General features: G+C 62.1%; 21 protein-coding genes and 1 tRNA gene. 10 read left to right on the top strand and 12 right to left on the bottom strand.

Features of this window, described 5'->3' with window-relative positions; translation table 11 throughout:
- Positions 1–26: 26 nt before the first annotated feature.
- From Q5Y75_RS00505 to Q5Y75_RS00490, 4 genes are all read right to left on the bottom strand, one after another.
- Positions 27–1586, bottom strand: a complete 1560-nt coding sequence (locus tag Q5Y75_RS00505; RefSeq protein WP_306193392.1) for an ABC transporter substrate-binding protein — start codon at positions 1584–1586, stop codon at positions 27–29.
- 31 nt (positions 1587–1617) lie between these two features.
- The gene (locus Q5Y75_RS00500) at positions 1618–2325 is read right to left on the bottom strand and encodes a helix-turn-helix domain-containing protein (RefSeq protein WP_306193391.1); all 708 of its coding nucleotides are present in this window, start codon (positions 2323–2325) and stop codon (positions 1618–1620) included.
- A 112-nt stretch (positions 2326–2437) separates the two neighbouring features.
- Entirely contained in the window at positions 2438–4477 is a 2040-nt protein-coding gene (locus Q5Y75_RS00495; RefSeq protein WP_306193390.1) for an NADH:flavin oxidoreductase, read from the bottom strand.
- The gene (locus Q5Y75_RS00490; RefSeq protein WP_306193389.1) at positions 4474–5142 is read right to left on the bottom strand and encodes a helix-turn-helix domain-containing protein; all 669 of its coding nucleotides are present in this window, start codon (positions 5140–5142) and stop codon (positions 4474–4476) included. Before Q5Y75_RS00490 ends, Q5Y75_RS00495 begins: the two co-directional genes overlap by 4 nt.
- A 222-nt stretch (positions 5143–5364) precedes the next feature.
- On the opposite strand from Q5Y75_RS00490, the gene Q5Y75_RS00485 reads away from it, so the two are divergent.
- Positions 5365–7305, top strand: coding sequence for a CocE/NonD family hydrolase (locus tag Q5Y75_RS00485; protein ID WP_306193388.1), 1941 nt, complete (start codon positions 5365–5367; stop codon positions 7303–7305).
- Between the two features lie 38 nt (positions 7306–7343).
- On the top strand, positions 7344–8084 hold the full coding sequence (locus tag Q5Y75_RS00480) for an NAD(P)-binding domain-containing protein (RefSeq protein WP_306193387.1): 741 nt from the start codon (positions 7344–7346) through the stop codon (positions 8082–8084).
- A gap of 513 nt (positions 8085–8597) precedes the next feature.
- Here Q5Y75_RS00480 and Q5Y75_RS00475 read toward each other — a convergent pair.
- Positions 8598–8687, bottom strand: a tRNA-Ser gene (locus Q5Y75_RS00475).
- Between the two features lie 202 nt (positions 8688–8889).
- Here Q5Y75_RS00475 and Q5Y75_RS00470 point away from each other — a divergent pair.
- From Q5Y75_RS00470 to Q5Y75_RS00435, 8 genes are all read left to right on the top strand, one after another.
- Positions 8890–9738: an SPOR domain-containing protein gene (locus Q5Y75_RS00470; protein ID WP_306193386.1), complete on the top strand. Its 849-nt coding sequence runs from the start codon at positions 8890–8892 to the stop codon at positions 9736–9738.
- Positions 9739–9752: 14 nt separating this feature from the next.
- Positions 9753–10919 carry a D-alanyl-D-alanine carboxypeptidase family protein gene (locus Q5Y75_RS00465; protein WP_306193385.1) on the top strand — a complete coding sequence of 389 codons (1167 nt, stop codon included), beginning with the start codon at positions 9753–9755 and terminating at the stop codon, positions 10917–10919.
- Positions 10916–11539, top strand: coding sequence for a dTMP kinase (tmk, locus tag Q5Y75_RS00460; protein ID WP_306193384.1), 624 nt, complete (start codon positions 10916–10918; stop codon positions 11537–11539). Before Q5Y75_RS00465 ends, tmk begins: the two co-directional genes overlap by 4 nt.
- A gap of 10 nt (positions 11540–11549) precedes the next feature.
- Positions 11550–12671 (top strand): DNA polymerase III subunit delta', encoded by a 1122-nt coding sequence (locus tag Q5Y75_RS00455; protein ID WP_306193383.1) that lies wholly within the window; start codon positions 11550–11552, stop codon positions 12669–12671.
- Positions 12668–13480 (top strand): TatD family hydrolase, encoded by an 813-nt coding sequence (locus Q5Y75_RS00450; protein ID WP_306193382.1) that lies wholly within the window; start codon positions 12668–12670, stop codon positions 13478–13480. Before Q5Y75_RS00455 ends, Q5Y75_RS00450 begins: the two co-directional genes overlap by 4 nt.
- The gene (locus Q5Y75_RS00445) at positions 13477–14277 is read left to right on the top strand and encodes an MBL fold metallo-hydrolase (RefSeq protein ID WP_306193381.1); all 801 of its coding nucleotides are present in this window, start codon (positions 13477–13479) and stop codon (positions 14275–14277) included. The genes Q5Y75_RS00450 and Q5Y75_RS00445 overlap by 4 nt, the downstream gene beginning before the upstream one ends.
- Positions 14278–14304: 27 nt before the next feature.
- Positions 14305–15237: an AEC family transporter gene (locus tag Q5Y75_RS00440; protein WP_306193380.1), complete on the top strand. Its 933-nt coding sequence runs from the start codon at positions 14305–14307 to the stop codon at positions 15235–15237.
- Positions 15238–15304: 67 nt separating this feature from the next.
- Entirely contained in the window at positions 15305–16006 is a 702-nt protein-coding gene (locus Q5Y75_RS00435) for a CbiX/SirB N-terminal domain-containing protein (RefSeq protein ID WP_306193379.1), read from the top strand.
- Positions 16007–16207: 201 nt separating this feature from the next.
- On the opposite strand, the gene Q5Y75_RS00430 is transcribed toward Q5Y75_RS00435, so the two are convergent.
- The 7 genes from Q5Y75_RS00430 to Q5Y75_RS00400 form a co-directional block, all read right to left on the bottom strand.
- Positions 16208–17503 (bottom strand): peptidoglycan-binding domain-containing protein, encoded by a 1296-nt coding sequence (locus tag Q5Y75_RS00430; protein WP_306193378.1) that lies wholly within the window; start codon positions 17501–17503, stop codon positions 16208–16210.
- A gap of 197 nt (positions 17504–17700) precedes the next feature.
- Positions 17701–19269, bottom strand: coding sequence for an SUMF1/EgtB/PvdO family nonheme iron enzyme (locus Q5Y75_RS00425; protein WP_306193377.1), 1569 nt, complete (start codon positions 19267–19269; stop codon positions 17701–17703).
- Positions 19266–20462 (bottom strand): FtsX-like permease family protein, encoded by a 1197-nt coding sequence (locus tag Q5Y75_RS00420; RefSeq protein ID WP_306193376.1) that lies wholly within the window; start codon positions 20460–20462, stop codon positions 19266–19268. Before Q5Y75_RS00420 ends, Q5Y75_RS00425 begins: the two co-directional genes overlap by 4 nt.
- A complete protein-coding gene (locus Q5Y75_RS00415) occupies positions 20456–21175 on the bottom strand; it encodes an ABC transporter ATP-binding protein (protein WP_306193375.1) in 720 nt (239 codons plus the stop codon). Before Q5Y75_RS00415 ends, Q5Y75_RS00420 begins: the two co-directional genes overlap by 7 nt.
- The gene (locus Q5Y75_RS00410; RefSeq protein ID WP_306193374.1) at positions 21172–23085 is read right to left on the bottom strand and encodes a vWA domain-containing protein; all 1914 of its coding nucleotides are present in this window, start codon (positions 23083–23085) and stop codon (positions 21172–21174) included. The genes Q5Y75_RS00415 and Q5Y75_RS00410 overlap by 4 nt, the downstream gene beginning before the upstream one ends.
- Positions 23069–24055 (bottom strand): SEL1-like repeat protein, encoded by a 987-nt coding sequence (locus Q5Y75_RS00405; protein WP_306193373.1) that lies wholly within the window; start codon positions 24053–24055, stop codon positions 23069–23071. The genes Q5Y75_RS00410 and Q5Y75_RS00405 overlap by 17 nt, the downstream gene beginning before the upstream one ends.
- Positions 24052–26655: a virulence factor SrfC family protein gene (locus tag Q5Y75_RS00400; RefSeq protein WP_306193372.1), complete on the bottom strand. Its 2604-nt coding sequence runs from the start codon at positions 26653–26655 to the stop codon at positions 24052–24054. Before Q5Y75_RS00400 ends, Q5Y75_RS00405 begins: the two co-directional genes overlap by 4 nt.

The raw sequence follows: 26655 nt of genomic DNA, 5'->3' as shown, positions 1-26655 counted from the left end.
CCCGAATGGGCCCGCCGGTCGACCGATCAGGCCGGTTTGAACTGCGCGAAAAGAGACTCGCCGTTGGGTTTCAATCCTGGCTCGACATCGTCCTTGTGGATCGCGCCGATCACTTCATGGGTCAGGAAGACGTAAGATCCGCTCTCATCCATTAGGCGCTGCATCTCTTTGTAAATGCGGTCGCGTTCAGCCGGGTCCGAGGTCACAAGGCCTTCGTCATGCAAGGCCTTGTATTCGGCGCTGTTAAAGCGTTCCCAGTTCCAGACGCCCACCTGTTCCGGCGTGAACCAGACGGTGGCCCAGGACGGGTCGGGCTGCATTGAGAAACGGCTGAGCACCAGCTGCAGGTCCATGAAATAATCACCTTCCTTGGACCCGAGCGACCAGAAGGTGCCGCTGTCATTTTGTTTGATTTCGCAGGTAATACCGACATCGGCCAGATTGGCCTGGATGACCTGTGCCGCCGTAAGACGCTCGGTCTGGTTCAAGATGTCGAGCGTCACGCTCAAACCCTCGGCGCCAGCCTCTGCCAGAAGGGCCCGCGCCTTATCGGGGTCGTAGTCGTAGGTCACACTATCCCGTGACCCGGGAAGGCCGGGGGCCACAATACCATTGCCCACCGACGCGGCGCCAAAATAGGCGGCGTCCACCACAATCTCGCGATCGATCGCATGCTGGATCGCACGCCGGATGCGCGGATCCTGCAGCGCCTCGTTGTCCTGATTGATACCAAGCCAGACATAGGCGAGAGACGGCTTTTCGAGGACGACGGAGCCAACGGGTGGGTTTTCCTTAAGTCTGGGCAGGGACGAAACCGATGTCCACGTATAGTCCAGATCACCGGCTTCAAACCCCCGTTCCGCCGTGGCTGGATCTTCAATCGGGATGATGTGAATCTCATCGAATTGCCCGGGTTCGCCTGGCCAGTCGGGATTGCGTTTCAGAACCGTGCGCTGTTTTGGCACCCATTCGGTCAGCATATAGCGGCCAAATTGCGCCACCGGCTCTGTGCCGAGCTTGCCGCCCGCCCCTTCAACGGCCTTTTTCGACACGATGCAGGATGCAGGGGTGGGCAAGGTCGTAGACCAAAGCGGCACAAAGGCGTTCTTAAGCTTGATCGTGCCGGTATGGGTGCCAGTGACTTCGACAGAATCGAGCGCGGCCCAATCGCCCGCATAGGGGCTTTCATTGGCCGGGTCAGCGATCCGCTCGATAGAGAATTTCACGTCCTCTGCCGTGACTTCTCCATAGTCGTCCGAGAACTGCATGCCTTCCAGCAAGGTGAAATTGATAGTTGTATCGTCGATCTGCTCGATCGAGGACACCGCGACCGGACGCCAATCCCACTCATCTCCTGCCACCGGTTCGATGAGCGGCGCATAGATCTCGCGGATGATGTCGTCCTCGGGGAGCGACAGGCGGAAGGCCGGGTCCAGCAATTGCAGATCGGAATAGGACCGCACGGTCAACACACGCCCGTCCTGGCTGATGGCCATATGCGGGAACGCCATGCTCGCCGCGCCAAAGGCACCGGTCGCAGCAAGGAAGCTTCGGCGATTTAGGCCGTTTTTGGTTGGTGATGTCACTTTGAACTCCCTGATGTCGATTGAAGCCATGTCATGTGCCGGTGCGGTCTTTGTTCGCGGTCCGCGCCTTGACCGGCTGGGCTTCTTTGTTTTCGTGGACCGCGTATTTCGGAATGATCACGGGCGAGTTCACCCAGATCAGTCGGGCGGGCTTGTCGCTCATGTTGCGCGTCGCATGTAAAATCTCGCCCGGAAAACTAAAGCTGTCGCCCGCGCGCACGGTGATCACCTCGTCTTCGAGGGTCAGAACAAGTTCGCCCTCAAGAACAAGTCCGTGCTGTTCGCCGTCGCGGCTGTAAATCTCATCCGCGACATTCTCGCTGTGCGGAGGGTATTCGGAAACACCCATGTGGAAGGCTCCGCCCAGCGAGGACGACAGCAGCGCATCGGAGTAGCCTGAAACGGCCGCAGGTTCGCCGTAAAGCAAATTGAGGTTTCGACGGTTTTCCCGCCTTACGACGTAAGTCCGCTCCAGTGGGCCTTTGCCTTGCCTGCGACTGAAGAACCACTCTTCGGGTACGCCAAGGCCAACAGCGATCTTTGAGATCTTTTTCAACGTGGGGCTCGCGCTGCCGCGCTCTATGGCGCTGAGATGGCTGACCGACACTCCGCTGGCCCGCGCCAGATCCGCAAGTGTCATTTGCCGGGCACGGCGCAATTCGCGCACTTCGGCGCCGAAGCTCTCCATGCTTTCCTCAGGCGAAACCCTTGGCAGGGCCTGATCCTCTGGCTGTTCCACGAATCCCTCTTTCGATGTGGGGTTGCGGAAGTTTACCGGCAAATCGAGTCAATAAAAGAAAAAATCAGAAAAATTCCTATAAACAGAAAATTTTCCTCTGTTTTCTCACCCATTACCAGCGCAGCCCAAGCCGGAGCGCGTCGTGAATAGCTGCGTGAATGTTGCGTGACGAGACGGCGTCACCGATGCGATAAAGACGGAACGCACCATCGGGGTTTCTGTCTGGAAACAATTTGCCAGACCCAGACAGCAGCGCGGCTTGGTCGATATCCCCGCCGTTGGAGGACAGAGGCTTGAGCGCAAAATAGAGATCGTCCAGCGGTAATGTGCCTTGATTGACGACGATCTGGTCAAACTCGCGGCTGTCCTCATGTGCAGAATAATCCGTGCCGATCACCGCCATCAGCCGATTGCCGTTCCGTGTCACGCGCTGCAGCGTCCGGGCGACCGTAAACACGACATCCTTGTGTTGCAGCGCGCGCATGTAGGGCACCAGGTTCATCCCCATAACCTCGGGCGCAAAACTGCGGTCCCGTGTCATCACCTCCACATGATTGCCCGCCTGCGCCACCACCTCTGCCGCCATCAGGGCCGGATGGTCGCCTGCATCGTCATAGATCAGAACCCGCGCAGCGGGCTTCACATCGCCCGAGATCAGGTCCCAGGCGGAAATGACCAGATCGTTTCCATGGTCAAGGATCGTCGCTTCGGGCAGGCCGCCCGTCGCGATGATAACAACGTCGGGTGACAGTGAGGCGACGTCATCGACCTCGGCGAATACATTGAAGCGGAACTCGACGCCCCGCGCGGCACATTGCGCTATGCGCCAGTCGATGATGCCGATCATTTCGGCGCGGCGCTTAGACTGTGCCGTCAGTCGCACCTGACCACCGGGATCGGAGGCGGCCTCGAAAACGGTCACCTGATGCCCCCGCTCGGCAGCCACGCGTGCAGCTTCCAACCCGGCGGGGCCAGCACCCACGACGACGACGCGCGCCGATGTATCGGCCTTCGGGATCTCATGCGGCAAGGACAATTCGCGCCCCGTGGCGGGGTTATGAATGCAGAGCGCTTCGCCCGCCTGATAGATCCGATCCAGACAGTATGTCGCGCCGACGCAGGGGCGGATATCGTCCTCGCGACCTTCGATGATCTTCTTCACAATCATCGGGTCCGCCATATGAGCTCGAGTCATCCCGACCATGTCGAGCAGGCCGGCGGAAATGGCATGGCGCGCCGTGGCCACGTCGGGAATGCGCGCCGCATGAAAGGTCGGAAGGCCGCTTTCCGCCCTAATCTTCCCGGCAAAGTCCAGATGAGGTGCACTTTTCATGCCTTGGACCGGGATCACATCCGTCATCGCCGGATCCGTGTGAATGCGCCCCCGGATCACGTTGAGAAAATCGACCTGACCGCTGGCCTTCAGGCGTTGGGCAATCTCCAGCCCTTCGGCCTCTGTGATCCCGCCCTGTTCCACTTCGTCTGCTGTATAGCGCACTCCCATGATGAAATCCGGGCCGACCCGTTTACGGATCGCCTCAATGACCTCGAAGCCGAAGCGCAGACGGTTGTCGAGATTGCCGCCATAGGGTGGCGCCATCGTGTTTGTGAACGGAGACCAGAACTGGTCAATCAGATGACCGTAGGCCTGTAGCTCGATCCCGTCGAGACCAGCGGCCTGCATCCTTTCGGCCGCATCGGCATAGTCCTCCATGATCCGCGCGATATCGAAATCTTCAAGCTGCTTTGGAAAGGCCCGGTGGGCCGGCTCCCGCCTATGTGACGGCGCGACGGACGGCAGCCAGTCGCCCTTGTTCCAGCCGGTGCGACGCCCCAGATGGGTGAGCTGGATCATCACCGCGCAATTATGCGCATGACAGGCTTCGGCCAATTGCGCCATCCAAGGCACAACCTCGTCTTTGTAGGCAAGGATGTTGTTGAAGACCGGCGGGCTGTCCCGGCTGACCGTCGCGGATCCGGCGGTCATGGTCAGTGCCACGCCCGCCTTGGCCCGCGTTTCGTGATAAATGCGGTAGCGATCCTTGGGCATCCCGTCTTCGGGATAGGCCGGTTCATGCGCCGTGGTCATGACCCGATTTTTCAAGGTCAGGTGCTTCAGCCGATACGGCTGTAGAAGCGGATCGCCGCTCATCTCTCGTTCCGCTCCGCTTGCGCGGAGATGCGCGTCGCAGCTATTTTGGGGATAACCACGGGCGACACCGCCCAGACCAGTTTGCAGACCTGATCAGAAGGGTTTCTCGCGTGGTGCGGAATGCGCGCATCGAAACTATAGCTGTCGCCGGTCTTGAGATACACTGTTTCATCGCCAAGGCGCATCTCAAGCTCCCCTTCCAGAACAAACCCGTGAGTCTCGCCTGCATGGGTCTGCATCCGGTCGCTTGGTGTCTCGGAATTCGGCGGATAGACGGCCAACCCCATATAGAACGCGCCTCCGATAGAGCTGGACAAAAGACTGTCCTGATAGCCCAGCTGCGCTGTTTCCTCATCATAGAGCGCGTTCAAATCGCGCCGGTTCTGGCGACGCACCACATAGGCTTTCTCCAGCGGCCCCCGTCCGTTGCGGCGGGCAAAGAACCAGCTGGGTGTCACATCAAGGGCCTTGGACAAGGCATCGAGGACGTCGATCGAAGGCTTTGCAGCGCCACGTTCAATCGCGGACAGATGGCTAAGCGACATCCCTGCCATCTGACTGAGTTGCTTCAGCGTCAGATCTCGTGCCTTGCGCAACTCGCGTAGTTCAGCACCGAGGGACGACAGGCTGTAGTCCAACGCAACAACTGTATCTGAGTTGGCCATATTACGCACCACAGATGAGAGAAAAGATCGCCTCTAGTCTTTCCTTATGAGAATTTTTAAGTCAAATTCTTTTTTTATCGAAATATTGTGAGTTTTCCGCCTGGCATTTGTTCGAATGCCCGTCAGACAGTCACACCCACAAATGCCCGAGGTGATGTGTTGCAGAATGCCAGAACAGCAGGACCATGTGCGGTCGCCGCAATCGAGCATTTGTGGATCGACATGCCTGACGATGTTCGTTTGGCGGCGCGGCTTTGGTTGCCGGAGGGGGCCGATGGCGCAGCAGTGCCCGCGATCTTCGAATACATCCCCTATCGCAAGGCCGACATGGTCCGCGCGCGCGACGAGCGGAACCACCCCTATTTCGCATCCCATGGCTATGCCTGCCTGCGGGTGGATATGCGTGGGTCCGGCGACAGCGAGGGCCACATGCCTGATATGTACTCGGAGCACGAGCTTACCGACGCGAGACATGTAATCGAGTGGATTGCCGTTCAGCCATGGTGCAACGGCAATGTCGGAATGTTTGGCACCTCCTGGGGCGGTACGGCGTCGTTGCAAGCCAATATCGACGCCCCTTCTGCTCTCAAGGCCATTATCGCGGTTTGCGCAACCCACGACCGATACGAAGACGACATCCATCACAAGGGCGGGTGCCTGTTAACGGATACCGTTGAATGGGGCGCGACCCTGCCGGCAATCCTTGGGGCGCCTCCCACCCCACATGTCGGTGAGGATTGGAGAGAACGATGGCAGGACAGGCTGGATAACCTAAGTTTCTCGGTAGAGCACTGGGTGCGCGAAGAGGCGCGGGGCCGATACTGGCGGCACGGGTCGGTCATCCATCAGGCAGATCATCTGTCCCGCCCGATCCTAGCTGTAGGCGGTTGGTCAGATCGGTATTCAAATTCAGTCATGTCGCTTGTCTCGGCCCGACCAGATCTGGTCTGGGGATTGGTCGGGCCCTGGGGGCATCACTACCCGGATCACGGTCAACCCGGTCCGGCTATGGGGTTCCAGCAGGTTGCGCTGGAGTGGTGGGATCACTGGCTGAAACCTGGCCAAGCCGTGCCCGATTGGCCCCGCTTACGCGTCTGGTTGCGCGAATACGATCCGCCCGCCAACGCCATCGACTATCGGAGTGGAGGGTGGATCGAGTCAGGCCCACCGGACACGGTGACACAACCGCTGATGTTGTATCTGACAGATGGTCTCTTGGCGCGAACTGAAGGGCCCAACTCTCTAGCATTGCCGATACCGGCGGACCTGCGCATTGGACGCGCATCCGGCGATACGGGGTATTTTGGCCGACATGGTGGACTGCCTCTCGATCAAAACGAGGATGACACGCTGTCCCTCACATTCGAGACCGCTCCACTGGAAACAGACCTCGTGCTCTACGGCGCAATGTCAACCCAACTGCTGGTCGAAACAGTCTCGAAGCAAGGACAGGTGTCTTTGCGTGTCAACGATGTCGCCCCGGACGGCACATCTGCACGCGTCGGTCTGTGCGTCAGAAACTTGGCGTTGAACGATCAACTCGACGCGCCAGAGGCATGCGAGCAAGAGACCGAAAGAGTTTTGAACATCCCGTTTCACACCAAGGCATATACGTTTCGAAGGGGGCACCGGATACGGCTGTCAATTGCTGCATGCTATTGGCCGATGATCTGGCCCGCTGCGAGCGATAACGATGTGATCCTGATCAGCGGTAAGCTGATTATGCCTGTTTATCAAGGGCAGCCTCAACCTCTGGCCAAGGAGTTGCCCCCCGCTCTTGGTCTGCCAGCGGTCAAGACACATTACGCCGTTTCGGACCCGCCACTCCGACGATCTCAGCAAACAACAAAGGACGGTCGCCTGATCAACAGCTGGGAGCAACCTTTTGCAGAGACATTTTGTAGCGAAACGCAAACTGCCTTCGGTTATGAAACGCGCGCGGAACACAGCATCACGCCCGGCGATCCTCTGTCGGCAAAGTCCTCGTATTTCCACCGCGCGCGCTACACCCGCCCCGATGGCGTCGCTGAAATAACGTCGGCCCTGTCGGTGAACTGCGATCGAGATTCCTTCGTTCTGACCGGGACATTCACCGCAGACTGGCAAGACGAAAAGATCGGGGAAAAGACCTGGACAGCGACGATCTCTCGGCAATTCGGCTAAAAAGGTCCAACCATCACGTTCATGCAGGAGATTGCAGCATGGCCAAACTTGGCTTTATCGGAACAGGACACATGACCCGCACTATGGTCCGGCATCTTGCCCCCAAGGGCCACGAGATCAGCGTCACGCTCCGAAACGAGAAAGTTGCGCAACAACTGGCATCCGAGTTTTCTCATGTTCATATCTGTGACGCCGATCAGGTGGTTGCCGCGTCCGACACTGTTTTTCTTTGCCTTAGGCCGAGCGTTGCAAAGGAGGCAGTGCAAGGCCTTCCTTTTCGCAAAGACAATCGGATCATCTCGGTCATGGCTGGCATTTCGAGAGACAAGTTGGCCAGTTGGTGTGCACCATCCGAGCAGATTACCCTGATGTTGCCAATGGAGCTGATCGAACGTGGCGGATGCCCGATTGTCGTCTGGCCCAAGGACGGCAATATCAAGGCGCTTTTTGAACCAGAAAACACGATCATTGCAGCCAACAACGAGGGTGACCTCTCGGCCTGCTTTGCCGCCACAACACTTGTTTCGGCCATTTCCGAAACCCTCGACGTCGGAACGGAATGGCTTGGCCAGCGGATCGGCCCGGAGGCGGCGCAGCTATTTGTGGGGCGTGTGGTAACCGGTATGCTGGACATTCACGCAGAAGAAAAAGAGAGATTTGCACGGCTCCGCGACAGCCTCGCCACACCCGGAACGTTGAACATGGTCATGGTTGACCACCTGCGCGACAGCGATTTTCCTGAGATTTTGCGGACGGTCCTAACGGACCTGGAGGACTAGGGAGCTTTTGTTACAGAGTTCGGAGGTCTATTCGAAGCTCGGCCCAATGCCCTCGGTGCTATTTGCCATGAGCGCAATGCGCACAAAGCCGACTTCGGCGGTTTGAGCATATATGTCAGCTTATGTCCGGAGGCTATGTACTGCCCAAGCTTGGCATGACGAGTGGGTTTTTATGGCGGCGGTCGAGATGACGACCACATTCAGTGGGTGTCAGATGAAGAGCGTCAGTGGCCCCTCAAGGGCAACACCGTTTGGACGATCCAATGGTATCCCAGAAGCGCAGCAAGCGAACTGGCCGAGGCCGGATGCACGGACCAGAAAATCGCAGCCATCACCGGTCACAAAAGCCTAACAATGGTTCAAAAGTATTCGAAGGCTGCCAGCCAAGAACGCCTTGCCAAGCAAGCCCAGAATCTCCGGGATCAGAACATGACTCTGGGAAGCATTGTCGGAAATCGCAATTTCGATGGGGTGGCAGGATATCAGAAAGATACACGTAAGCGCTTGATATCGTGGCGGGGAGACAGGGATTCGAACCCTGGGGACGCTCTCACGCCCAACGGTTTTCAAGACCGCCGCATTCGACCACTCTGCCACCTCCCCGCTGGGCTGGTGATCTAGATTGTCGCGACAGAACGCGCAAGCAAAAAGCGGGAAAACTTGCCGAGGTCGGGTCTGCGGTCTTTCATTGGGCAAACCCGCAGGCTATGATCCGCCGCAACGGGGATTGTGCCCTGACCATAGAATGACCGGATAACCGGCACCGGGCCGCTCAGGCGGCCGGACTCAGGCAAGGAATATGACCATGGTTCGAGCCATCGTGAAACGCAGACCTCTTTTTGGTCCGGCTCTGCTTGTGCTGTCGCTGGCCGCTCTGGCCGGGTGCGAAGAGGGCCAAGGCCCCGCTTTCCTGCAACCCAAGGACAAGACCGAAACAGGCGCCACCACCTCCAGAGGCAGTTCCGAAGCCATCGAACGCGACGTCGAGGCGCCCGAGGTATTTGAGGCCTCAGAGGCCGGGCTCTGGGACGGGCGGCCGTCGCTGGGCGGGGTCTGGGTTGCGCATCCGGATGCAACCGACCCGGAACGGGTAGTCATCACCAACACCGCCAATGGCAAATCCGTTGTCGGGGCGCTGTTCCGGCGCGAACGCGACATTCCCGGCCCGCGCCTGCAGGTCTCCTCGGATGCAGCCGAAACGCTGGGCATGCTGGCTGGCGCTCCGGTCGAGCTGAGTGTGATCGCGTTGCGCAAGGAAGTGGTCGAGCCTGAGCCTGTGGTCGAAGAAGACATCACCGAGGCCGAGACCGTCGAGGTCACCGAAGAGATCACCGCAACCGAGCTGGACCCGATCGCAGGCGCCGCCGCTGCAATCGATGCGGCCCCGGAAACAGCTGCCGCAGCCGCACCTGCCGCAAATCCCGGGGCGTCTTATGTGCAAATCGGGATCTTCAGCGTCGAGGCCAATGCCAACCGCGCCGCCAACCAGATGCGCAGCGCTGGCATGACCCCTTCGGTTCTTGAAGAAAACGCAAGCGACAAGACATTCTGGCGGGTTGTCGTAGGACCTGCTGACACCAAATCAGAACGCACGGCGCTCTTGAACAAGGTCAAGAAGACCGGCTTTTCAGACGCCTATATCGTGACAAGATAAAGGAGATCAGACCCGTGCTGGCCCATCTTCGATCCACTGCCATCGCCCTGACTCTCGCGCTTGCCGGTCTGCCCGCAAGCGCGTTCGACACCTCTGCCAATGCGGCTTACGTGCTGGATCAGGGCACCGGTACGGTACTGTTGTCCAAAAACGCGGATGAGCCGCTGCCGCCCGCCTCGATGTCGAAGCTGATGACGCTTTATGTGGCATTCGAGGCGCTGCGCGACGGGCGGCTGACGCTGGACGAAAGACTGCCCGTCTCCGAACATGCGATGAGCTATGGCGGCTCGACCATGTTCCTCAACACTCAGGACCGGGTCCGGGTCGAGGATCTGCTGCGCGGCATCATCGTGCTGTCGGGCAATGATGCCTGCGTGGTGATCGCGGAGGCGCTCAGCCCCGACGGGACCGAGGCCGGGTTTGCCCGTTACATGAACAGGCGGGCTGAACAGATCGGCATGGACAATTCCAACTTCGCCAATTCCAACGGCTGGCCCGCCGCCGGGCACCGGATGTCGGTACATGATCTGGCGGTGCTGGCAAACCGGCTGATCACAGACTTCCCGGAATATTACCCGCTCTTTGCTGAGGAGGAGTTCGAATTCGACGGGCGCGCGCCCTCGAACAAGAACAACCGCAACCCGCTGCTCAAGCTCGGGATCGGTGCGGATGGATTGAAAACGGGTCACACACAAGAGGCGGGCTATGGTCTGGTCGGGTCGGCCAAACAGGGCGATCGCCGGGTGATCTTTGTCATCACCGGCCTCGATTCGACCGCCAAGCGCGCAGAGGAGGCCGAGGCCATCGTTAACTGGTCGTTTCGCCACTTCGTTGAAAAAACCCTCGCCGAAGGCGACGAAGCCGTTGCCCAAGCACAAGTCTGGATGGGCGCTCAGGGATCCGTAGATCTGGTGCCCGGCGAGGATCTGAGCCTGCTGATCCCGGTGCTGGGCGACAAGGAAATCACCGCCGAGGTGGTCTATGACGGGCCAATCAACGCGCCGATCAAGAAAGGCCAGCAATTGGCGGAACTGATCATCAAACCCGAGGAACTGCCCGAGATTCGCCGCCCGCTCGTGGCCGCGCAGGACGTGCCTTTGGGCGGGTTCGTTGTCCGCCTGAAAACGGCCGGGCTGATGCTGTTTGATCAGTTTGTCAACGCACCCGCGGGGTCTTCGTGACGGCGCGGGGCCTGTTCCTGACCTTCGAAGGCATCGACGGTTCCGGAAAATCGACGCAGGCGCGGCGGCTGGCCGATGTGCTGCGGGTGCAGGGCCGCGAGGTGGTGCTGACGCGCGAACCGGGCGGGTCAGCCGGGGCCGAGGAAATCCGCCGTCTGGTGCTGGAAGGCGATCCCGACCGATGGTCAGCCGAGACCGAAATCCTGCTGTTCACCGCTGCGCGGCGCGACCATATGGAACGCACCATCCTGCCCGCGCTGGAAGCGGGCCAGATCGTGATCTGCGACCGCTTTGCCGACAGCACCCGCATGTATCAGGGCCTCTCGCGCGGCGATTTGCGGGCGCTGGTGGATCAATTGCATGACCTGATGATCGGGCGCGAACCGGACCTGACCTTGCTGATCGACATGGACCCCGAAACCGGACTGGCCCGCGCCAAGGGGCGGCAGGGCAGCGAAGAGCGGTTCGAGGATTTCGGTCCCGAGCTGCAAAAACGCATGCGGCAGGGCTTTCTCGATTTGTCGCAGGAATATATCGACCGCTTCCGGGTGGTCGATGGCAATCGCGATCTGGATGCGGTGGCACAGGATGTGGCGGACATCGTGCTGAAAGCCCTGTAAAGATCATCCCATGAGCGACGATCTCCCCTCCCCTGATCAGGCCCCCGGCGCGCCACATCCGCGCGAGACGCAGGTGCTTTTTGGTCATGCGCAGGCCGAGCAGGCGTTTCTGGAGGCGTTCAACTCAGCCCGCCTGCACCACGCCTGGCTGATGACCGGACCAAATGGCGTCGGCAAGGCCACGCTCGCCTGGCAGATCGCGCGGTTCCTTTTGGCCACGCCGCCCGCCGAAGAGGACGGGCTGTTCGGCGCACCGCTCCCGCCCACCTCGCTGGCCGTTGATCCCGAACACCCGGTAGCGCGGCGCATTCTGGCCGGGGCGGAACCTGGTCTGGCCTCGGTGAACCGGTCGGTCAATGACAACAAACGCCTGCGGGGCGAGATCGTGGTGGATGACATCCGCAGGCTGGGCAAGTTCTTTGGCCTTTCCTCGGCCGATGGCGGGCATCGCGTGGTGTTGGTCGACAGCGCTGACGAGATGAACACCAGCGCCGCCAATGCGCTGCTGAAAATGCTTGAGGAACCCCCCGCGCGCACCACATTGCTGCTTATCTCGCACCAGCCCTCGCGGCTGTTGCCGACGATCCGTTCGCGTTGCCGGACCCTGCGGCTGCACCCGCTTTCGCCCGAAGACATGCAGGCCGCATTGACGCAGGCCGGGGCCGACGCGCCCTCTGACGCCGGCCACCTTGCAGCGCTGGCGGCAGGCTCGGTCGGTGCGGCGCTGAGACTGATCAATCTCGATGGGCTGCGCATTTACGAGGAGTTGATCGCCATTCTGGGCACCCTGCCCCGTCTCGACCGTCAGCGCGCCCTTGCACTGGCCGAGGCCAGCGCGCAGCGCGGCGCGGCAGAGCGGTTCGAGCTGCTGCTGAACCTGATCGATATCGCGCTCAACCGTCTGGCCCGCACCGGCGCCAGCGGTCAGCCGCCCGCGCCCGAGGCCGCCACTGGCGAGGCACAGGTGCTGGCCCGGCTTGCCGCCTCGCCGCACGCTGGGCGCGCCTGGGCCCAAACGGCGGCAACGGTTTCCGCCCGCGCACGACATGGTCAGGCGGTCAACCTTGACCCCGCCGCGCTTGTCCTAGATACGGTTTTCAAGATGCAGGAAACCGTTGGCCAGACCGGATGAACGACAGCACAATCCCTCAGATTACCGACAGCCATTGCCACCTCGATTTTCCCGATTTCGAGGGCAAGCTGCCCGAATTTGTCGCCCGCGCCGCCGAGGCGGGCGTGACGCGTATGGTGACGATCTGCACCAAGCTGCGCAACGAGCCCAATGCGCGCGCCATTGCCGAGGCCCATGCGCCGGTTTTCTACGCCGCAGGCACCCATCCGATGAGCGTCGCCGAGGAACCGATGGTCACGGTTGACCAACTGGTTGCGCTCTCGGGGCATCCGAAATTCGTGGGCATTGGCGAGACCGGGCTGGATTATCACTATACCTCAGACTCGGCAGAGCTTCAGAAACAGTCGCTGCGCCTCCATATCGAGGCCGCGCAGCGCACCGGCCTGCCGCTGATCATCCATGCCCGCGCCGCCGATGACGATATGGCCCGCATTCTGGCCGAAGAAGATCGTAACGCGCCCTATACCTGCGTGATGCATTGCTTTTCCTCTACTGCAGAACTGGCACGCGCAGCGCTGGATCTGGGCTTCTATCTGTCGATGTCGGGCATCGCCGCCTTTCCCAAAAGTCAGGAGTTGCGCGACATTTTCGCCGCCGCCCCGGTCGAGCGTATCCTTGTCGAAACCGACGCGCCCTATCTTGCCCCGCCGCCCCATCGCGGCAAACGCAATGAGCCCGCCTTTACGGCCCATACCGCCCGGGTCGGGGCTGAACTGTTCGGGCTGGACTATGCCACGTTCGCCGCGCAGACGCAGCAAAATTTCGACCGCTTGTTCTCCAAAGCCGCGCAATTCAAGGCCGCTGCATGAGTGACACGCTGCGTTTCACGATCCTCGGCTGCGGTTCGTCGGGAGGTGTGCCGCGGCTGGGCGGCCTCTGGGGGGATTGCGACCCGGAAAACCCGCGCAACAGGCGGCAACGCTGTTCGATGCTGGTGGAGCGTGTCGGGGCCGAGGGCACCACGACCGTCCTGATCGACACTGCCCCGGATATGCGTAACCAATTGCTGACCAGCGGCACCGGTCGACTGGACGCGGTGGTCTATACCCATTCCCATGCCGATCATGTGCACGGGATCGACGATCTGCGCATGATCGTGTTCAACATGCGCGTGCGGGTGCCAGTCTGGGCGGATGGCGATACACAGAACGCCCTGCTCGGCCGCTTTGGCTATGCGTTCGTGCAGCCCGAAGGCTCCCCCTATCCGCCGATCCTTGACCTCAAGACCATCGATGGCGCGTTCGAGATTAACGGCCCCGGCGGCCCGATCCCTTTCCAGCCCTTTCAGGTTGGCCATGGCAGTATCGACGCGCTGGGGTTCCGCATCAATGGGCTCGCCTACCTGCCCGATGTCTCGGAGATGACGGAGGAGGCCTGGGACGCGGTGCGTGATCTGGATATCTGGGTGCTGGACGCCCTGCGCCGTAACCCGCACCCGACCCATGCCCATCTGGAACGCTCGCTGGAATGGATCGCGCGGGCTGAGCCCAAACGCGCCATCCTGACCAACATGCATATCGACCTGGACTATGACACCGTCGATGCTGAAACCCCTGATCATATCACCCCCGCCTATGACGGGATGGTGATCGAAATGGCGCTCTGACATGGCCTGCATGTCGGCAGACCCGTCATGCTGAACACATTGGGCACCGTTATCCTGCCGGTTTTTCTGGTTATCGGCGCGGGATATGTCGCCACCGGCGTGGGCTATATCAAGCAAGCCCATAACGATGCGCTGATGCGCTTTGCAACCGGATTTGCAATCCCCTGCCTGCTGTTTCACGCTATCGCCACGCTGGATCTGCAAAGCAGTTTCAACCCCAATCTGATGGTCAGCTTCTACATGGCGGCCGCGTTGTGTTTCACAGCCGGCTTTCTGGGGGCCCGTATTCTCTTTCAAAGACCATGGGAGGATTGCGTCGCCATCGGGTTCTGCTGCCTCTTCTCGAACTCGCTGATGCTGGGTATCCCGATCACCGAGCGCGCCTATGGACCCGAAGGTCTGGCGGGCAACTATGCCATCGTCTCGATCCATGCGCCTTTCTGCTATGGGCTCGGTATCACGGTGATGGAGGTCATCCGAAATCGCGGCAATGGCGGGCGAAAAACCGTGACGGCGGTTCTGCGCGCGATGTTCCGCAACGCGCTGATCATCGCCATTGGGCTTGGCTTTGCGTTCAACTTCACCGGGATCAGCATGCCCGATGTGGCCGAGGACGCGCTGCAACTGATCATCCGCGCCGCCCTTCCGGTGGCGCTGTTTGCGATGGGCGGCGTGCTGGTCCAATACCGGCCCGAAGGCGACATGCGCACCATCGCCCTTGTCTGCGCCATCTCGCTGCTATTGCATCCGGCTCTCGTCTGGAGTTTCGGCACCGCCCTGTCTTTGCCGCAGGACCTGTTCCGCTCTGGCGTGCTGACCGCGGCCATGGCGCCGGGCATCAACGCCTATATCTTCGCCGATCTCTATGGGCGCGCCAAACGGGTGGCGGCCTCGTCGGTGTTGCTGGCAACCGGGGCGTCGGTGCTCAGCATCTGGATGTGGCTGACATTACTGGGCTGACCTGCGGGTTGGATTGACTTCGCCCGTTGCCGCGACATTTATGGTCTTAGCCGCAATAGGATACGCCATGCCCGATGCCCTGATCGTCGCCCACGGACAACCCTCCGACCCAGAACCGGCCTCGGCAGCGCTGGCCGCTTTCGCGCGCGATGTGGAAAGCCACGCGCCGGGCCTGTCGTTGGCGAGCGCCACGCTGGCCGCGCCCGGAGAGTTGGACGCAGCCCTGCAAACGTTACCGGATCATGCCCCGGTCTATCCGCTCTTCATGGCGCGGGGGTGGTTCGTGACCGATGTTTTGCCCCGCAGGCTGGGCTCGCAGCAGTTGAGTATTCTCGACCCGCTGGGCGTTGACCCCGAACTGCCCGGCCTCGCCGCCCAAGCCCTGACAGAGGCCATGGCGAACCGCGGATGGGCGGCGCAGGACACCACGATCGTACTGGCCGCGCATGGTTCCGGGCGCAGCCGCAATCCCGCTGCCGTTGCCACCGCCTTTGCCGAGGCGTTGCAGAGCCGGATCGGCGGGCCTGAGATTCGCACCGGTTTTGTCGAAGAGCCGCCCTCGATCGAAGACGCCGCACGCGGGGTGGATGCGCAGTCAATCTGCCTGCCCTTCTTCGCTTGTCAGGGCGGCCACGCAAATGAAGACGTGCCACAAGCGCTGGAGGCGGTCGGGTTTCAGGGCCTGCTGCTGCCGGTTCTTGGTGAGTTGCCGCCCATCAAGGCCCGCATCGCCGAACAGCTGACAGCGCAACTGGCCAACGCGAACTGATCTGAGGCTTTCCCGCCACACCCAAAAGCCTGACCGCCGTCGCGGATTGACCGGGCGCGCTGAATAGCCGAACTAAGGGGTCATAAATAGGACAGGCCGGGTTTGATATCCGGATCGCAAGGTCTGACCGAGGGACAAAAGGAACGCCCATCCGCGTAGAACGGACGGGCGTTTTCTTTTTGTCTAGTTGCCTTGCGGCGATCAGTTTTCGGTGGTCGGGAAGATCGGCAATGCTGCCGTTCCAGTTCCCGCGCCATTGCTCGCAGCACTCAGAATCGCCAGCCGATCCGGATTCTGCCCCAGAACCGCATTGCCGTTCTGCGCCGCGCTCACCGCCAGCTTCATCCATTCAGCCGCTTGCGGGCCGGTGGGTTTGGCAACGCCGAAGCCTTCGCGCAACTGGTGGCTGACCAGCTCACCATAGCCAAGCTCGCCCGTTGCAGTCAGCAACACGGCAGAGGCCAGCGCCAGCTTGGGCTCATCCGTGCGATAGCCGATGCCAAGGCAGACCTCACCCGCTGATTGCAGCTGATCCATCGAGCGGCCCGAGCTTTCCAGGAAGGTCTTGGTCTTGGCGATCACCCGCGCGGGCGGTTCGCTGTCCAGACCTTTGATCTGCGGCGCAACCGCCTGTGCCAGACCATCACACTGCGCCTGAATCTGGGCGCTGGTCATGTTGGGAATGGTCGCCTCAAGACGCGAGCTTTGCGCCATCGCCTGAGTCCGGGCCACGCAGAACTGTTCGTTCAGCGCAAATTCCGCATCGGTCACCTGACCGGATTGCGTCAGACCGCCATTGGCCGCGGTTAGCACATTGACCTCGTTGCAATGCTCATTGGGCGAGCGTGCGGTCTGACCAAAAGTGAAGTCCGGCAATGCCGCGTCTTCGGTCTTGACCGGTGTCGGCGCCGGAGCGGGCGCAGGGGTTGGGGCCGGCGTTGGGGCGGGTGCCACAGGAGCCGGAACCGTTGCAGGCTGTACCTGCGGGGTCTGAATACCCAGTTGCTCGTTGCGATAGGTACGCAGCAGCCCGCCACGTCCCTGCGTCGCAAGGATCTGGTTATAAGGCGCTACATGCGAGCTTGCCAGCGCGCGCTGTTGCGAGTTCAGCAGGAAACTGCGCTCGTAATCATTGAGGTAGCCGTCAATCGGATAGCCCATATCGGCCTGATAGCGCGAAATACCGGCGCGGCTGTTACGACCAAGCGAGCCATCAACGGCCCCGACATTATAGCCGAAATAGTTCAGGGCGGCTTGCACATCGCGGTTTTGCTGACGCTGCGCAGAAGAGATGCCCGAATACCGGGGCGCGCTGGAGCGCTGGCGCTGGGTGGCTGCCCTTTGGCGCTGCTTATTCTTGTGAACCTCGTTGACGATGATGCCCCCCAGAAGCGCACCACCGATCAGGGCCGCCGCCTCGTCCGCGGGGGCCTCTTTTGCGGGAATCAGTGCGACACTGGAGGCCAGCACCGCCATGCAGATATGTTTGGTATACATTTCAACAACCTCGTTGAAGCTGCGGGTCCATAACAAACAGAACCCGGATCGACAGATTTCTTGTCGAGACTAAATGAACAGACCCCGACAGCCCACCAAACCAGCACTCACTTGTCAAGTTTCAGCGCCTTTTCGCTGCTCATATGCCCCTAAAAGTGAACTTCGGTTACGGATCGTGACAGACAGGGCGGATTGTTTCATTGCAGCGCGAGGTTCATCAGGGCCTGCCCGCTCATATCGGGTGTTTGTGCGTAGATGCCCAGATCTTGAGAGAATCTGTCCAGTGAAGCCGCCAGACGGGTCTGTCCGGCCTGTGTCAGATCCTGCTTCAGCACCATGCGCAGCCGCTCTGTTTCTTCCGGCGCATAATCCGTCGCCAATGTGTCCAGCGCGGTCTGATAGGACAGCAGATAGAACTGACGCTGTCGCCGCATCTGCTCGATCTCGTCCACATGACCGCGCAATTGCCGTTCCATCAAGCCGCTGCCACCGCCGGTGCGCTGCAGCTCGACCAACATCCGGATACTCGCCGCCTTGGCATCGATCTGGGCGGCGCTGTCGCGCAGAGCTTCGACAAACACCGCTCCCGAGAGCAGCGCGGCGCGTGCCGACTGGTCCAGAGCGGTCTGAATCCGGTCGCGGTTCTGGCGCAGCTCAAGCTGCAGTGCATCCAGTTCCTGCTGACGCCTCGTATCCGGCTCCGCCCGGATCAGGTCCGACAGGGTGCGGTCGGGATCACCCTGCGCATCCCCGCCCTCTGCAGCCAGCGCACGCCAGCTGTCCTCGATCTCGCCCAGCCGGGCCTGAGATGTCGAGACATGCGCGCCGATCACCAGCCGCAGGCCAAAGGTCTCGCCCCGCAAGGGACGCCCGGTGCGGGTGTCATGAGGCGGATACTCGGTCCGCTGCGCCGAATAAAGATCGCCCTCAGAGGACAGCACCGAGCCGCCGCGCGTCACAACACCGCCCACCTGACCATGGGCGCGACCGGCGGCATTCATCCGGTAGGGCTCCAGCATCAGCTCCTCGGCATTACCATAGACATCGTAAAGCCCCAGCGGGTTTGGTTGTCGCAATCCCACCGGCCCCAGCCGCCCGCGCGCGCCACCGCCCTGATAGAAGGCATGTTCGCGCGGATCCTCGTCGGAGAAGTAGCGCGGATGGGAAAAGGCGCTGGGGTCCGCTTTGGCACCACCCCGCGTGGCATATTCCCATTCGGCCTCGGTCGGCAGGCGCAGAAAGCCGGGCGCATCGCCGCTTCGGGGCAACGCGTCAGGGGCGTTCCGGTAGAGCCACGCGGTATAGTTCTGCGCCAGCGTCACCGCGTCGAACCAGCTGAACCCGCCGCGCGCGATCCGGTCGGCGCGCGTCCGCTCGCCGCAATCGCCCTGCAGCGCGCGAAACTGGCCCTGTGTCAGCTCATAGCGCGAGATGTAGTAATGCGTGCTGGACGGGTCATCGCTGAAGGGGCCGCGCAGGAACGCCGTGCGCAGATAATCGGAATAGCCGGCCCGGTCAGAGGATTGCCCCAGCCGCACCCGCCGGTCCGCCAGCGGATCAGCGGCATCCAGCGGCACCACCACTTTCTGAAAGGCCTTCGACCCGCCGCAGGGCATTGGCAATAGCAGGTCAGCCGGGGCCTCTTCCGCGCCGGGGTCATAGAGATCGACCTGCCAAGCCTCTGTCTCGGGTGTGGTATGTGGCGTGGTCTGCGCCTGGGCCGGTGTTGCGGCGAACAGGGTCACTGCCAGAATGCGCCTGATCATGACACCTCCCGCAGAACCAGCGCCGGGTCAGAGCGCTGCGCGCGCCAGGCCGCGATTGCGGCGGCCAGCGCCACGACGATAATTACCGCAAGCGAGATCATCACGGCCTGCCCCATCGAGATTACCGACAGGCTGCGACCGCCCGGCAGCCCCTGCCCAAACCAATGCTGCGCCATACGGCCAGCGATCCCATATAGCAGGAAGGACAGCAGCAGGCCAAGCGCTGCGGCTACCAGCGCCTGCACCACTGGAAACAGCGCCAGTTGGCGGCGCGTCAGCCCCAGCATCGCAAGTCTGGCCAGCACCCGTCGCTTGCGCGCCACTTCGGACCAGAAGCTGAGCGTCAGCGCGGCAGCAAGCCCCAGCGTCGCAATCGCCGCCGTCAGGCTCAGCGCGAGGGTCAGGTTTCGCCCCAGTTCCAATAGCGAGGTGACATCGGCGGTGCGGGCATGGGTGGTCACGCCAAGCTGATCCTCGATCCGGGTCTGCAGCCCCGGCAGACCCTCAAGGTCGCGGGCATAGATGCGCGCGCCGGAATAGGCCGGAACCCGCCCCGCGATGTCCTTGCCTGCGTCGATCCCGTGATCGGGCAAGGCATAAGCGTCATAGAAAGCCTCGATCAGGTCCAGCGTCTCGAACGGAACCAAGACCGCACGACCACCCAGCGCCCGGTCCTCCAGCACCAGACCAACCCGCATATCCAGCACCAATTGCCGCGGCCGCCCCTCGGCCTGACTGATCAGTTGAACGGAGGCACCGGGCGCAAGCTCCAACTGCCGCGCCAGCAGAGCGCTGACCGCGACGTTGCTGTTGTCGAGCCGCGCCCCATCTGGCAGCGTCGGGTCGCCCGTGCCCGAGGGCACGATGACCGCCTGCCGGATGCGCCGACCACTGCTCTGACGGACATTCATATAGTCGAACTGGGTGCGCACCTTGGGCGTCATAAAGGCGATCTCGGTCCAGCCGCGCAGCGGTGCAAGATCGTCTTCGCTAAGCGTCACATTACCCGCCGTATCGATCTGCAGATAGGCCGGGTTTTCCATCATCTCGCCGATCAGGGCGGAGTAGACGCCGTTCTTGACCCCAAACAGCACCAGAAGCGGCACCAGAATACCCACCAGCAGGGCGCAATTGCAGAACAGGTAGAACCGCTCGCGCCAGAGATCCTTGAGGGCCAGCCAGGTGATCAGCATGGGGCGGCCTCCAACCGTGTGGCGAAGGGCTTGTCGTCGAGCGGGGCAAGCCGCCGCATCTCGATCCCGAAGCGTGCGACCCGCTCGGTATCATGCGAGGACAGAAGCAGCCCCGCGCCGGTGTCGCGGGCGACCTCCAGCAACAGCGCCATCACCTGATCGGCGCTTTGGGCATCCAGTGCGGCGGTGGGCTCATCCGCGATCACGAAGGCCGGGCGATGGGCCAGCGCGCGCGCGATCGCGACCCGCTGGCGTTGACCGATGGACAGCGCATCCGGCAGAAGCGCGCGCAACTCGGCGAGGCCCAACCGCTCCATCAGCTCCGCACACCAGGCGGCATCGGTCCGGTCACATATCCGCTGCGGCAGGGCAATATTGTCAGCCACATCCAGAAACGGCAGCAAGCCACCGGTCTGCGGTACGAAGCCAAACAGCGTCGCCCGCATATGCGCCAACTCATCCCCAGCCGCCCCGTGCGACCAGAGCGCGGCCAGATCATTGCCCGCCGCCGCATAGAGCGTACCGCGTGCAGGCGGGCGCAGCAGGCCCAGAACCTCAAGGATCAGCGTCTTGCCGGACCCGCTGGCCCCGGACAGAGCGATCAACCCGCCGGATGGCAGATCAAGCGCGTCGATCTCGACCCGGAACACGCGGTCGACATCCGCAACCTCGATGACACCATTGCGAACGGTCAGCCCGCCCTGCGCTGTCATGGCAGAACATCAAACGGCATGGCAAAGACATGCTCGCCATCCGGGGCATCATCGGAAAGCGCGGTCCAGACCGCCGGGTCCAGCAGCCATTTGCGGTATTGCGTCAGCTTTTGCCGCATCCCGTCCAGAATCTGCCGCCGGATCATCGCGCTTTGCTGCCAGCGCGCCGGCGTGGTCAGCATCAGCTGGCTTTCATACGGCAGGTCTTCGAGGAATTCCAAAGCCCCGCCAAGGGTTTCCGCGTCGGGGTTCACCAGCCGGTCCGGGTTGCGCGCCATGCGCGCCACCACATCGCGCACCTGCGCAAAGAAGGTATCAGCATCCTCGGCATTGCGGCTCTGCTCGCCCAGTTCAAGAAGCTGTTCCAGCAGGTCGGCCATGGTCGCCATCTCGTTCTTGGTGACCAGCAGCCGGGGCTCGATGGCCAGCCGCGTCGGGTCCTCGACCGCTTTTTCCGAGACCCAGCCTTCGATCACATCCGGGGCCTGCCGGTCAGTCAGCCGCCCCAGATAGGCCAGTTGCATCGCCAGCCCCAGATTGGCAACTTTGCCCGCCTCGTCGGGGCTGAGCAGCGGTTTTTCATCCCGCGCCACGCGGATCACATCGGTCAGGGCGGTGACAAGCTGCGTTACCTCCTGCTCGAACGCGGCCTCGGACCCGTCGGCGATTCCGTAGTAGAAGGTCTCGTCATTGAACCGCGACAGTTGCCGATACTGGTTTTCGGCATAGGCATGTTGCGCCGCTCCCCCGGCGGGCGTCTGCAGATGCAGCGTCATCACCGCAACCCCCTTGTCCTGCGCCACCCGCTGCAACTCGGCAGGCCCGATCTCGGAACGGGCATCGGGGTCGCGGGCGTCCTTGGGCCCGGCATCGGTGATCAGCACCACGATCCGCGCATCGAACGGATCGCCGTCACCGCCAGACCAGTCGGTGCCCTCCAGCGCATCCTCGACCCCGGCGAGACTGTCCTCGTTGAACCCGGGTGAGTTGGCGAGCGCCACATTGGCCGCCGCGCGGATGGTCGAGACCACCTGCCCCTGATCCTCGCGCCGTTCCAACGGCAGCAGCGTCCTGGTGCGGTATTCAAGGCCCGGCGCCGCCGCCTCATTGTCGCGGAAGGCTACGACACCGAAATGCACGCGCGAGCCGACCTCGGTGCCCTGAATGTCACCGATGATCTTTTCCACCGCCGCCTGCGTGCGCTGGATGTAAGGGTCCATCGAACTGGTGGTATCAAGGACAAACACGATGCCTGCGTCAAAATTGTCGGCAATCATGCCCGCCTGCGCGCCATCTTCGCGCAGCGGCACCGAGGCCACCTGCATCAGCAGGTTATCCTCGTAATTCAGCGGGTGCAGGTCCTGGGTGAAATCGAGGATCGGCATCAGGTAGAGCCGTTCGACGATGTTGATATATTCCTCGGGCTCCGCCGCCACCACACCACGTTCGGGGGCAAGGGTGTCCTTGGCAACCTCATCCAGAATCTCTGCCTGTTCGGCCTGCAGCGCCTCGCTTTCCATCAGCCCGCGCAGCGCCTCTTCGCTGTCAAACATCACCTGGCGTTGCCGACCGGCGGCATTGGTGAAGGCGGCGACGATATTCTGCTTCCATTCCACCGCCTGATCGGCGCGCAGCCAGCCTTCGGGGCCTTTCGAGATGGATGATCCAACCTGATACCATCCGGGTTGGGTTGCATAGACATAAAGCGGCTGAAAGGCCGGATATTGGCGGAGGACGCCGCCATCCGGTTCCGAGAACTCCAGCGCGCCCGGACGGGTCAGAACCCGCTGATAGACTGTCTTTCGCCCCTCGGCCAGCAAGGGTCTGTCTGCGGCTAGTGCACTGGACGGGGTCGTCAGCATCATCGCAAGGCCAAGGACAATTGCGGCGGATTTAACGGCAGAAATCATCAAATGCCCCCTTTTCCAACGTCAGCGACGACCCGTCGAGCCGCGCACAAGTCGCATCAAGCCGCGCCTGAGCCTCATCCGAGCCCGCCGCAACCGCACCGGCGTAGTATTCCGCCGCCTGCGCCGGGTCGTCGGCAAAGGTGAGCCCAGTCAGGTTCTCGATTCGCGGGGCCAGTTCGTCGCCGTCATAAAGCGTTCCGAACAGCGTCAGCGCTTGCGGGTTTCCCTGTTTGGCGGCGGCCTCGATCAGGGTCAGCGCCGCATCCGGCGACACGTCCGAACCGCAGTCACGCACAGCAGCGATCTGTGCATCGAACCCACCCAACGCCTGAAGCGCGGGCAAGGCACAGGGCGAGCCGCTGGTCTCGGCAACCGGCGTCAGGCTTTCCGGACCGGTTGAGGCAGTCTCATCAGACAGCATGTACCACGCCGCTGCGCCCGCCGCGCAAAGCAGCAACACCGCAGCCAGCCAGAGCGCATGGCCACGTCGTTTTGGCGGTGCCCGCTCCGGTTCAGGTTCAACAATTTCCACTTCCTGTTCAACAGGTTCCGGCGGCAACTTCACCTCAACCGGTTCCACGATCGGTTGCGCGCGCGCGGTGACCCGCAACGCGCCCGGCACCGCCTTTTCCACGCGCGGCGCAATCGTGTCGGGCCAGATCGCCTCATAGGACTTGCCGTCGATCTGGAAGTGCAGCGCGGTATATTCTTCCAGCCGGTTCACCACCTCGGGTCCCAGCCGCAGCCAGTCGGCCCCCTCATGGCGGAAGATGTCAAACGGACCCAGCTTCTGCATCTGGGCTTGCCAGTTCGGCTCATCCCCGGCGCGTGCATCCGGATGCAGCCAGCGCCCGGAATAGGAATCCTGCACGGCCATGGCCACGCGATCCGGCATCGAGTCGCCGGGCAGTTCCAGAAAGGCATACCCGCCCGAGGGGTGTTGGGGGTCCGGATGGACTTTGATCCTCATCCGCCCTGCCCGTTCAACGCACCAAGAATACGGCCCAGCGCCAGGTTCTGATCCACATCGACCTGCCCGCCCAGACCGTCCTTGGCATTGGCCACAAACATCGCATCCAGCCCAAAGACCCAATCGGTCCAAAAACTTTGCGCCGTCGGGCGCGGCTGTTGGGGCAGATCGTCGGCGCTGTCTGATGGTGTCGGCGTCACAAAGATCGCGCGCTCGCTCCCATCACCACCCTGCACCTTGGGCCGGTCGGCTTCGGTCACATCCTGCATGCCCAGGGTCGAGACAAAGCCATTGATCACCTCGGCCCCCAGAATCGAGGCTGGTTGCGCCTGTTTTTCGACCGTGAGGCCAAAATTCACCTCACGCAGCAACGCTGCCGTGCGGTCGCTCAGATCGGTGCGCCGCGCCGCCTGGATCAACTCAGCAACCAGATCGCCCGATGTGCCCTCACCTATCCCATAGGCGCGCAGCAGCATCGCATCGCTGCGCAGGGTTTTCATACCCTCGATCCAGGCCTCCATCGCGGTTTCGGCCTGAAACTGTTCCAGCGTCATGGTGCGGATGCCATCCTCGGCATTTTCGGCCCGCTGCGCCGGGCGGCCGGGACGTTTCAGACCTGCGCTGCCCCCTTCGGCCGCATTCACCGCATTGGTGATACGGATCGAGCTGGGCACCCGGCTGATCCGGCCTTCGATCTCTTCCTGATCGACCATCAGGGCCGAGACCAGCGCCCCAAAACGGTGCCGGGCCAGAACCTGCTCCAGATCGTCGATGACCCGCGCGGCTGATTCCTGTTTCTCGGCAATGCGCTTTTCCACATCATCCGAGACATGGAACGGCGCCATCGCGCGCGCAAGTTCGTCTTTGACCTGCTGCAACTGCGCCCCGATCTGCATCAGCTTGCTATCGGGTTTACACACTTTTTCAATATGTTGTGCGAGGTAGCTCACCCCGCCGTCATTGAGCGCCAGCGCCGCGTCCCATGCCGCCTCGGGGGACGCGAAATGCCGCCGCACCGCCGGGGCCTGTACGCAGCCCGCGCGTAACTCGGCCAGCCGCGCCTCTTTCTCGGGGCGCAGGCGCAATTCGCGGCGGTCTTCGTCATAGTCGATCAGCCCGTCGACATAATAGTTCGGGTTACGCAGCCAGAAGCAGTTGTCAAAGCTCTGGCCCGGCTGCCATTCAGTGACCCAGGGATCGCTGCCCTTGCCGAATTTCTCTAGCAGAGACGCCTGCATGCGCCGGTCGAATCGGGTCTCATCCCCGCCTTCGGCGGCACTGTCTGACAGGTGCTTGTCGAACTTGGTCAGCACCATGAACAACACGCAATCAGCGGCACGCCGCGCCTCGGGCGTCGGGCCATGGGTCTTGGCGATCCAGTTCTGCACAAGACCTGGCAGGTCCACCGTTTCCATATTGCTGTCCGGGATGCAGAGCAGCATCGAGGTGATTTCCTGATCCTCGACGTAACGATCAAAGAGATAGGCCACCTTGCCGCGCAACAGCAGTTCCGGCAGCAATTTGTCCGGGCTTTCAAAGGCTTTCGACAGGTCCTGCTCAAACCGGTTGCGTGCGCCGGGAAAGTCCAGCAGGTCGGTCTCGGCAAACATCTGCGCGGGCAGATCGCACATCGGTAGCACCAGTTCAGCCGCCAGCCCGCAGATGACAGAGCGCGGCAGCGTCGCCTGCCGTCCCTGTTCGGTGGTCACGGTCAGCGGCGTGCCATCCGCCGCGCCGCTCAGCGTTTTGACATCAATGATCGAGCTTTCGCGCGGCACCAGCGCATCGAGCCCCGCATAGACCTGTGCCGCATGATCGAGCTGCGCCAGCGCATCGGCGAGTGTCAGATAGAGGTCGCAAAACGGCACGTGCCCGCCCCAAAGCAGCGACAGGAACGCGGCGCGATCCCCGCGCGACAGTCCCGGCAGGATCTGCGCGGCCTCTTCCCAGAGCGGGCGCAGGGCGGCGGCATAGGCCTCGCGCCCGAAATGGCTATCGACATATTCGGCGATCTCATGCACATCGTCCTCGTCCAGCCCCGGCTGCGCCATCCCGGCGCGCGGTTTGAACTGGTCGAGATGCGCGGCGATATCGCCCGGTTCCGGCACCGGCTCGGACCGATCACCATCCATGAAGAAAGAGTTGATCAAGGTGCGGGCGATATCCGCCTCTGACAGCAGGTTCAGCCGGATCGGAAAGCCTGCCGGGCTCGGCGCACGCTCCATGGTAAAGCGCGTCACCAGACCGGTGCTTTCCCCCTCGCCCTCGGGGTTGATCTGCCGGATGTAATCCAGCTGCCCGTCCGGCCCGTCGAAATCCGCCACCAAACGCCCGTTCTCGGGCCGCGCCAGCACCGAGACCAGAAAGGACTTACCCGCCTGGCTGGGACCGAACACGCTGACCGACATGCGAGTCCGCGCCGAGCGGCTGAGCCGAAGCGAACGCCGCGCCGATTGCCGCATCAGGCGGACCAGCGACCGGGCCTCTGCGCCCAGCAGATCGCCATTGCCGGGGTCCTGCACCCAGGTCAGCGCCTCGCCGCAGACCGAGGCGATGCGGGCGCATTCCTGTGCAAGCTGTTCCTGTGCCTCTATACTCAT

It is taken from the genome of Ruegeria discodermiae (genome assembly GCF_030758345.1).
Lineage (GTDB): Bacteria > Pseudomonadota > Alphaproteobacteria > Rhodobacterales > Rhodobacteraceae > Ruegeria_C.
This window is presented reverse-complemented; position numbering and strand designations above follow the sequence as displayed.

Excerpts from the sequence above, each read along its gene's own strand:
- Q5Y75_RS00495 (WP_306193390.1), bottom strand. The coding sequence starts at position 4,477 with ATGAGCGGCGATCCGCTTCTACAGCCGTATCGGCTGAAGCACCTGACC.
- Q5Y75_RS00490 (WP_306193389.1), bottom strand. The coding sequence starts at position 5,142 with ATGGCCAACTCAGATACAGTTGTTGCGTTGGACTACAGCCTGTCGTCC.
- Q5Y75_RS00485 (WP_306193388.1), top strand. The coding sequence starts at position 5,365 with ATGCCTGACGATGTTCGTTTGGCGGCGCGGCTTTGGTTGCCGGAGGGG.
- Q5Y75_RS00480 (WP_306193387.1), top strand. The coding sequence starts at position 7,344 with ATGGCCAAACTTGGCTTTATCGGAACAGGACACATGACCCGCACTATG.
- Q5Y75_RS00470 (WP_306193386.1), top strand. The coding sequence starts at position 8,890 with ATGGTTCGAGCCATCGTGAAACGCAGACCTCTTTTTGGTCCGGCTCTG.
- Q5Y75_RS00455 (WP_306193383.1), top strand. The coding sequence starts at position 11,550 with ATGAGCGACGATCTCCCCTCCCCTGATCAGGCCCCCGGCGCGCCACAT.
- Q5Y75_RS00450 (WP_306193382.1), top strand. The coding sequence starts at position 12,668 with ATGAACGACAGCACAATCCCTCAGATTACCGACAGCCATTGCCACCTC.
- Q5Y75_RS00445 (WP_306193381.1), top strand. The coding sequence starts at position 13,477 with ATGAGTGACACGCTGCGTTTCACGATCCTCGGCTGCGGTTCGTCGGGA.
- Q5Y75_RS00440 (WP_306193380.1), top strand. The coding sequence starts at position 14,305 with ATGCTGAACACATTGGGCACCGTTATCCTGCCGGTTTTTCTGGTTATC.
- Q5Y75_RS00435 (WP_306193379.1), top strand. The coding sequence starts at position 15,305 with ATGCCCGATGCCCTGATCGTCGCCCACGGACAACCCTCCGACCCAGAA.
- Q5Y75_RS00430 (WP_306193378.1), bottom strand. The coding sequence starts at position 17,503 with ATGTATACCAAACATATCTGCATGGCGGTGCTGGCCTCCAGTGTCGCA.
- Q5Y75_RS00425 (WP_306193377.1), bottom strand. The coding sequence starts at position 19,269 with ATGATCAGGCGCATTCTGGCAGTGACCCTGTTCGCCGCAACACCGGCC.
- Q5Y75_RS00420 (WP_306193376.1), bottom strand. The coding sequence starts at position 20,462 with ATGCTGATCACCTGGCTGGCCCTCAAGGATCTCTGGCGCGAGCGGTTC.
- Q5Y75_RS00415 (WP_306193375.1), bottom strand. The coding sequence starts at position 21,175 with ATGACAGCGCAGGGCGGGCTGACCGTTCGCAATGGTGTCATCGAGGTT.
- Q5Y75_RS00410 (WP_306193374.1), bottom strand. The coding sequence starts at position 23,085 with ATGATTTCTGCCGTTAAATCCGCCGCAATTGTCCTTGGCCTTGCGATG.
- Q5Y75_RS00405 (WP_306193373.1), bottom strand. The coding sequence starts at position 24,055 with ATGAGGATCAAAGTCCATCCGGACCCCCAACACCCCTCGGGCGGGTAT.
- Q5Y75_RS00400 (WP_306193372.1), bottom strand. The coding sequence starts at position 26,655 with ATGAGTATAGAGGCACAGGAACAGCTTGCACAGGAATGCGCCCGCATC.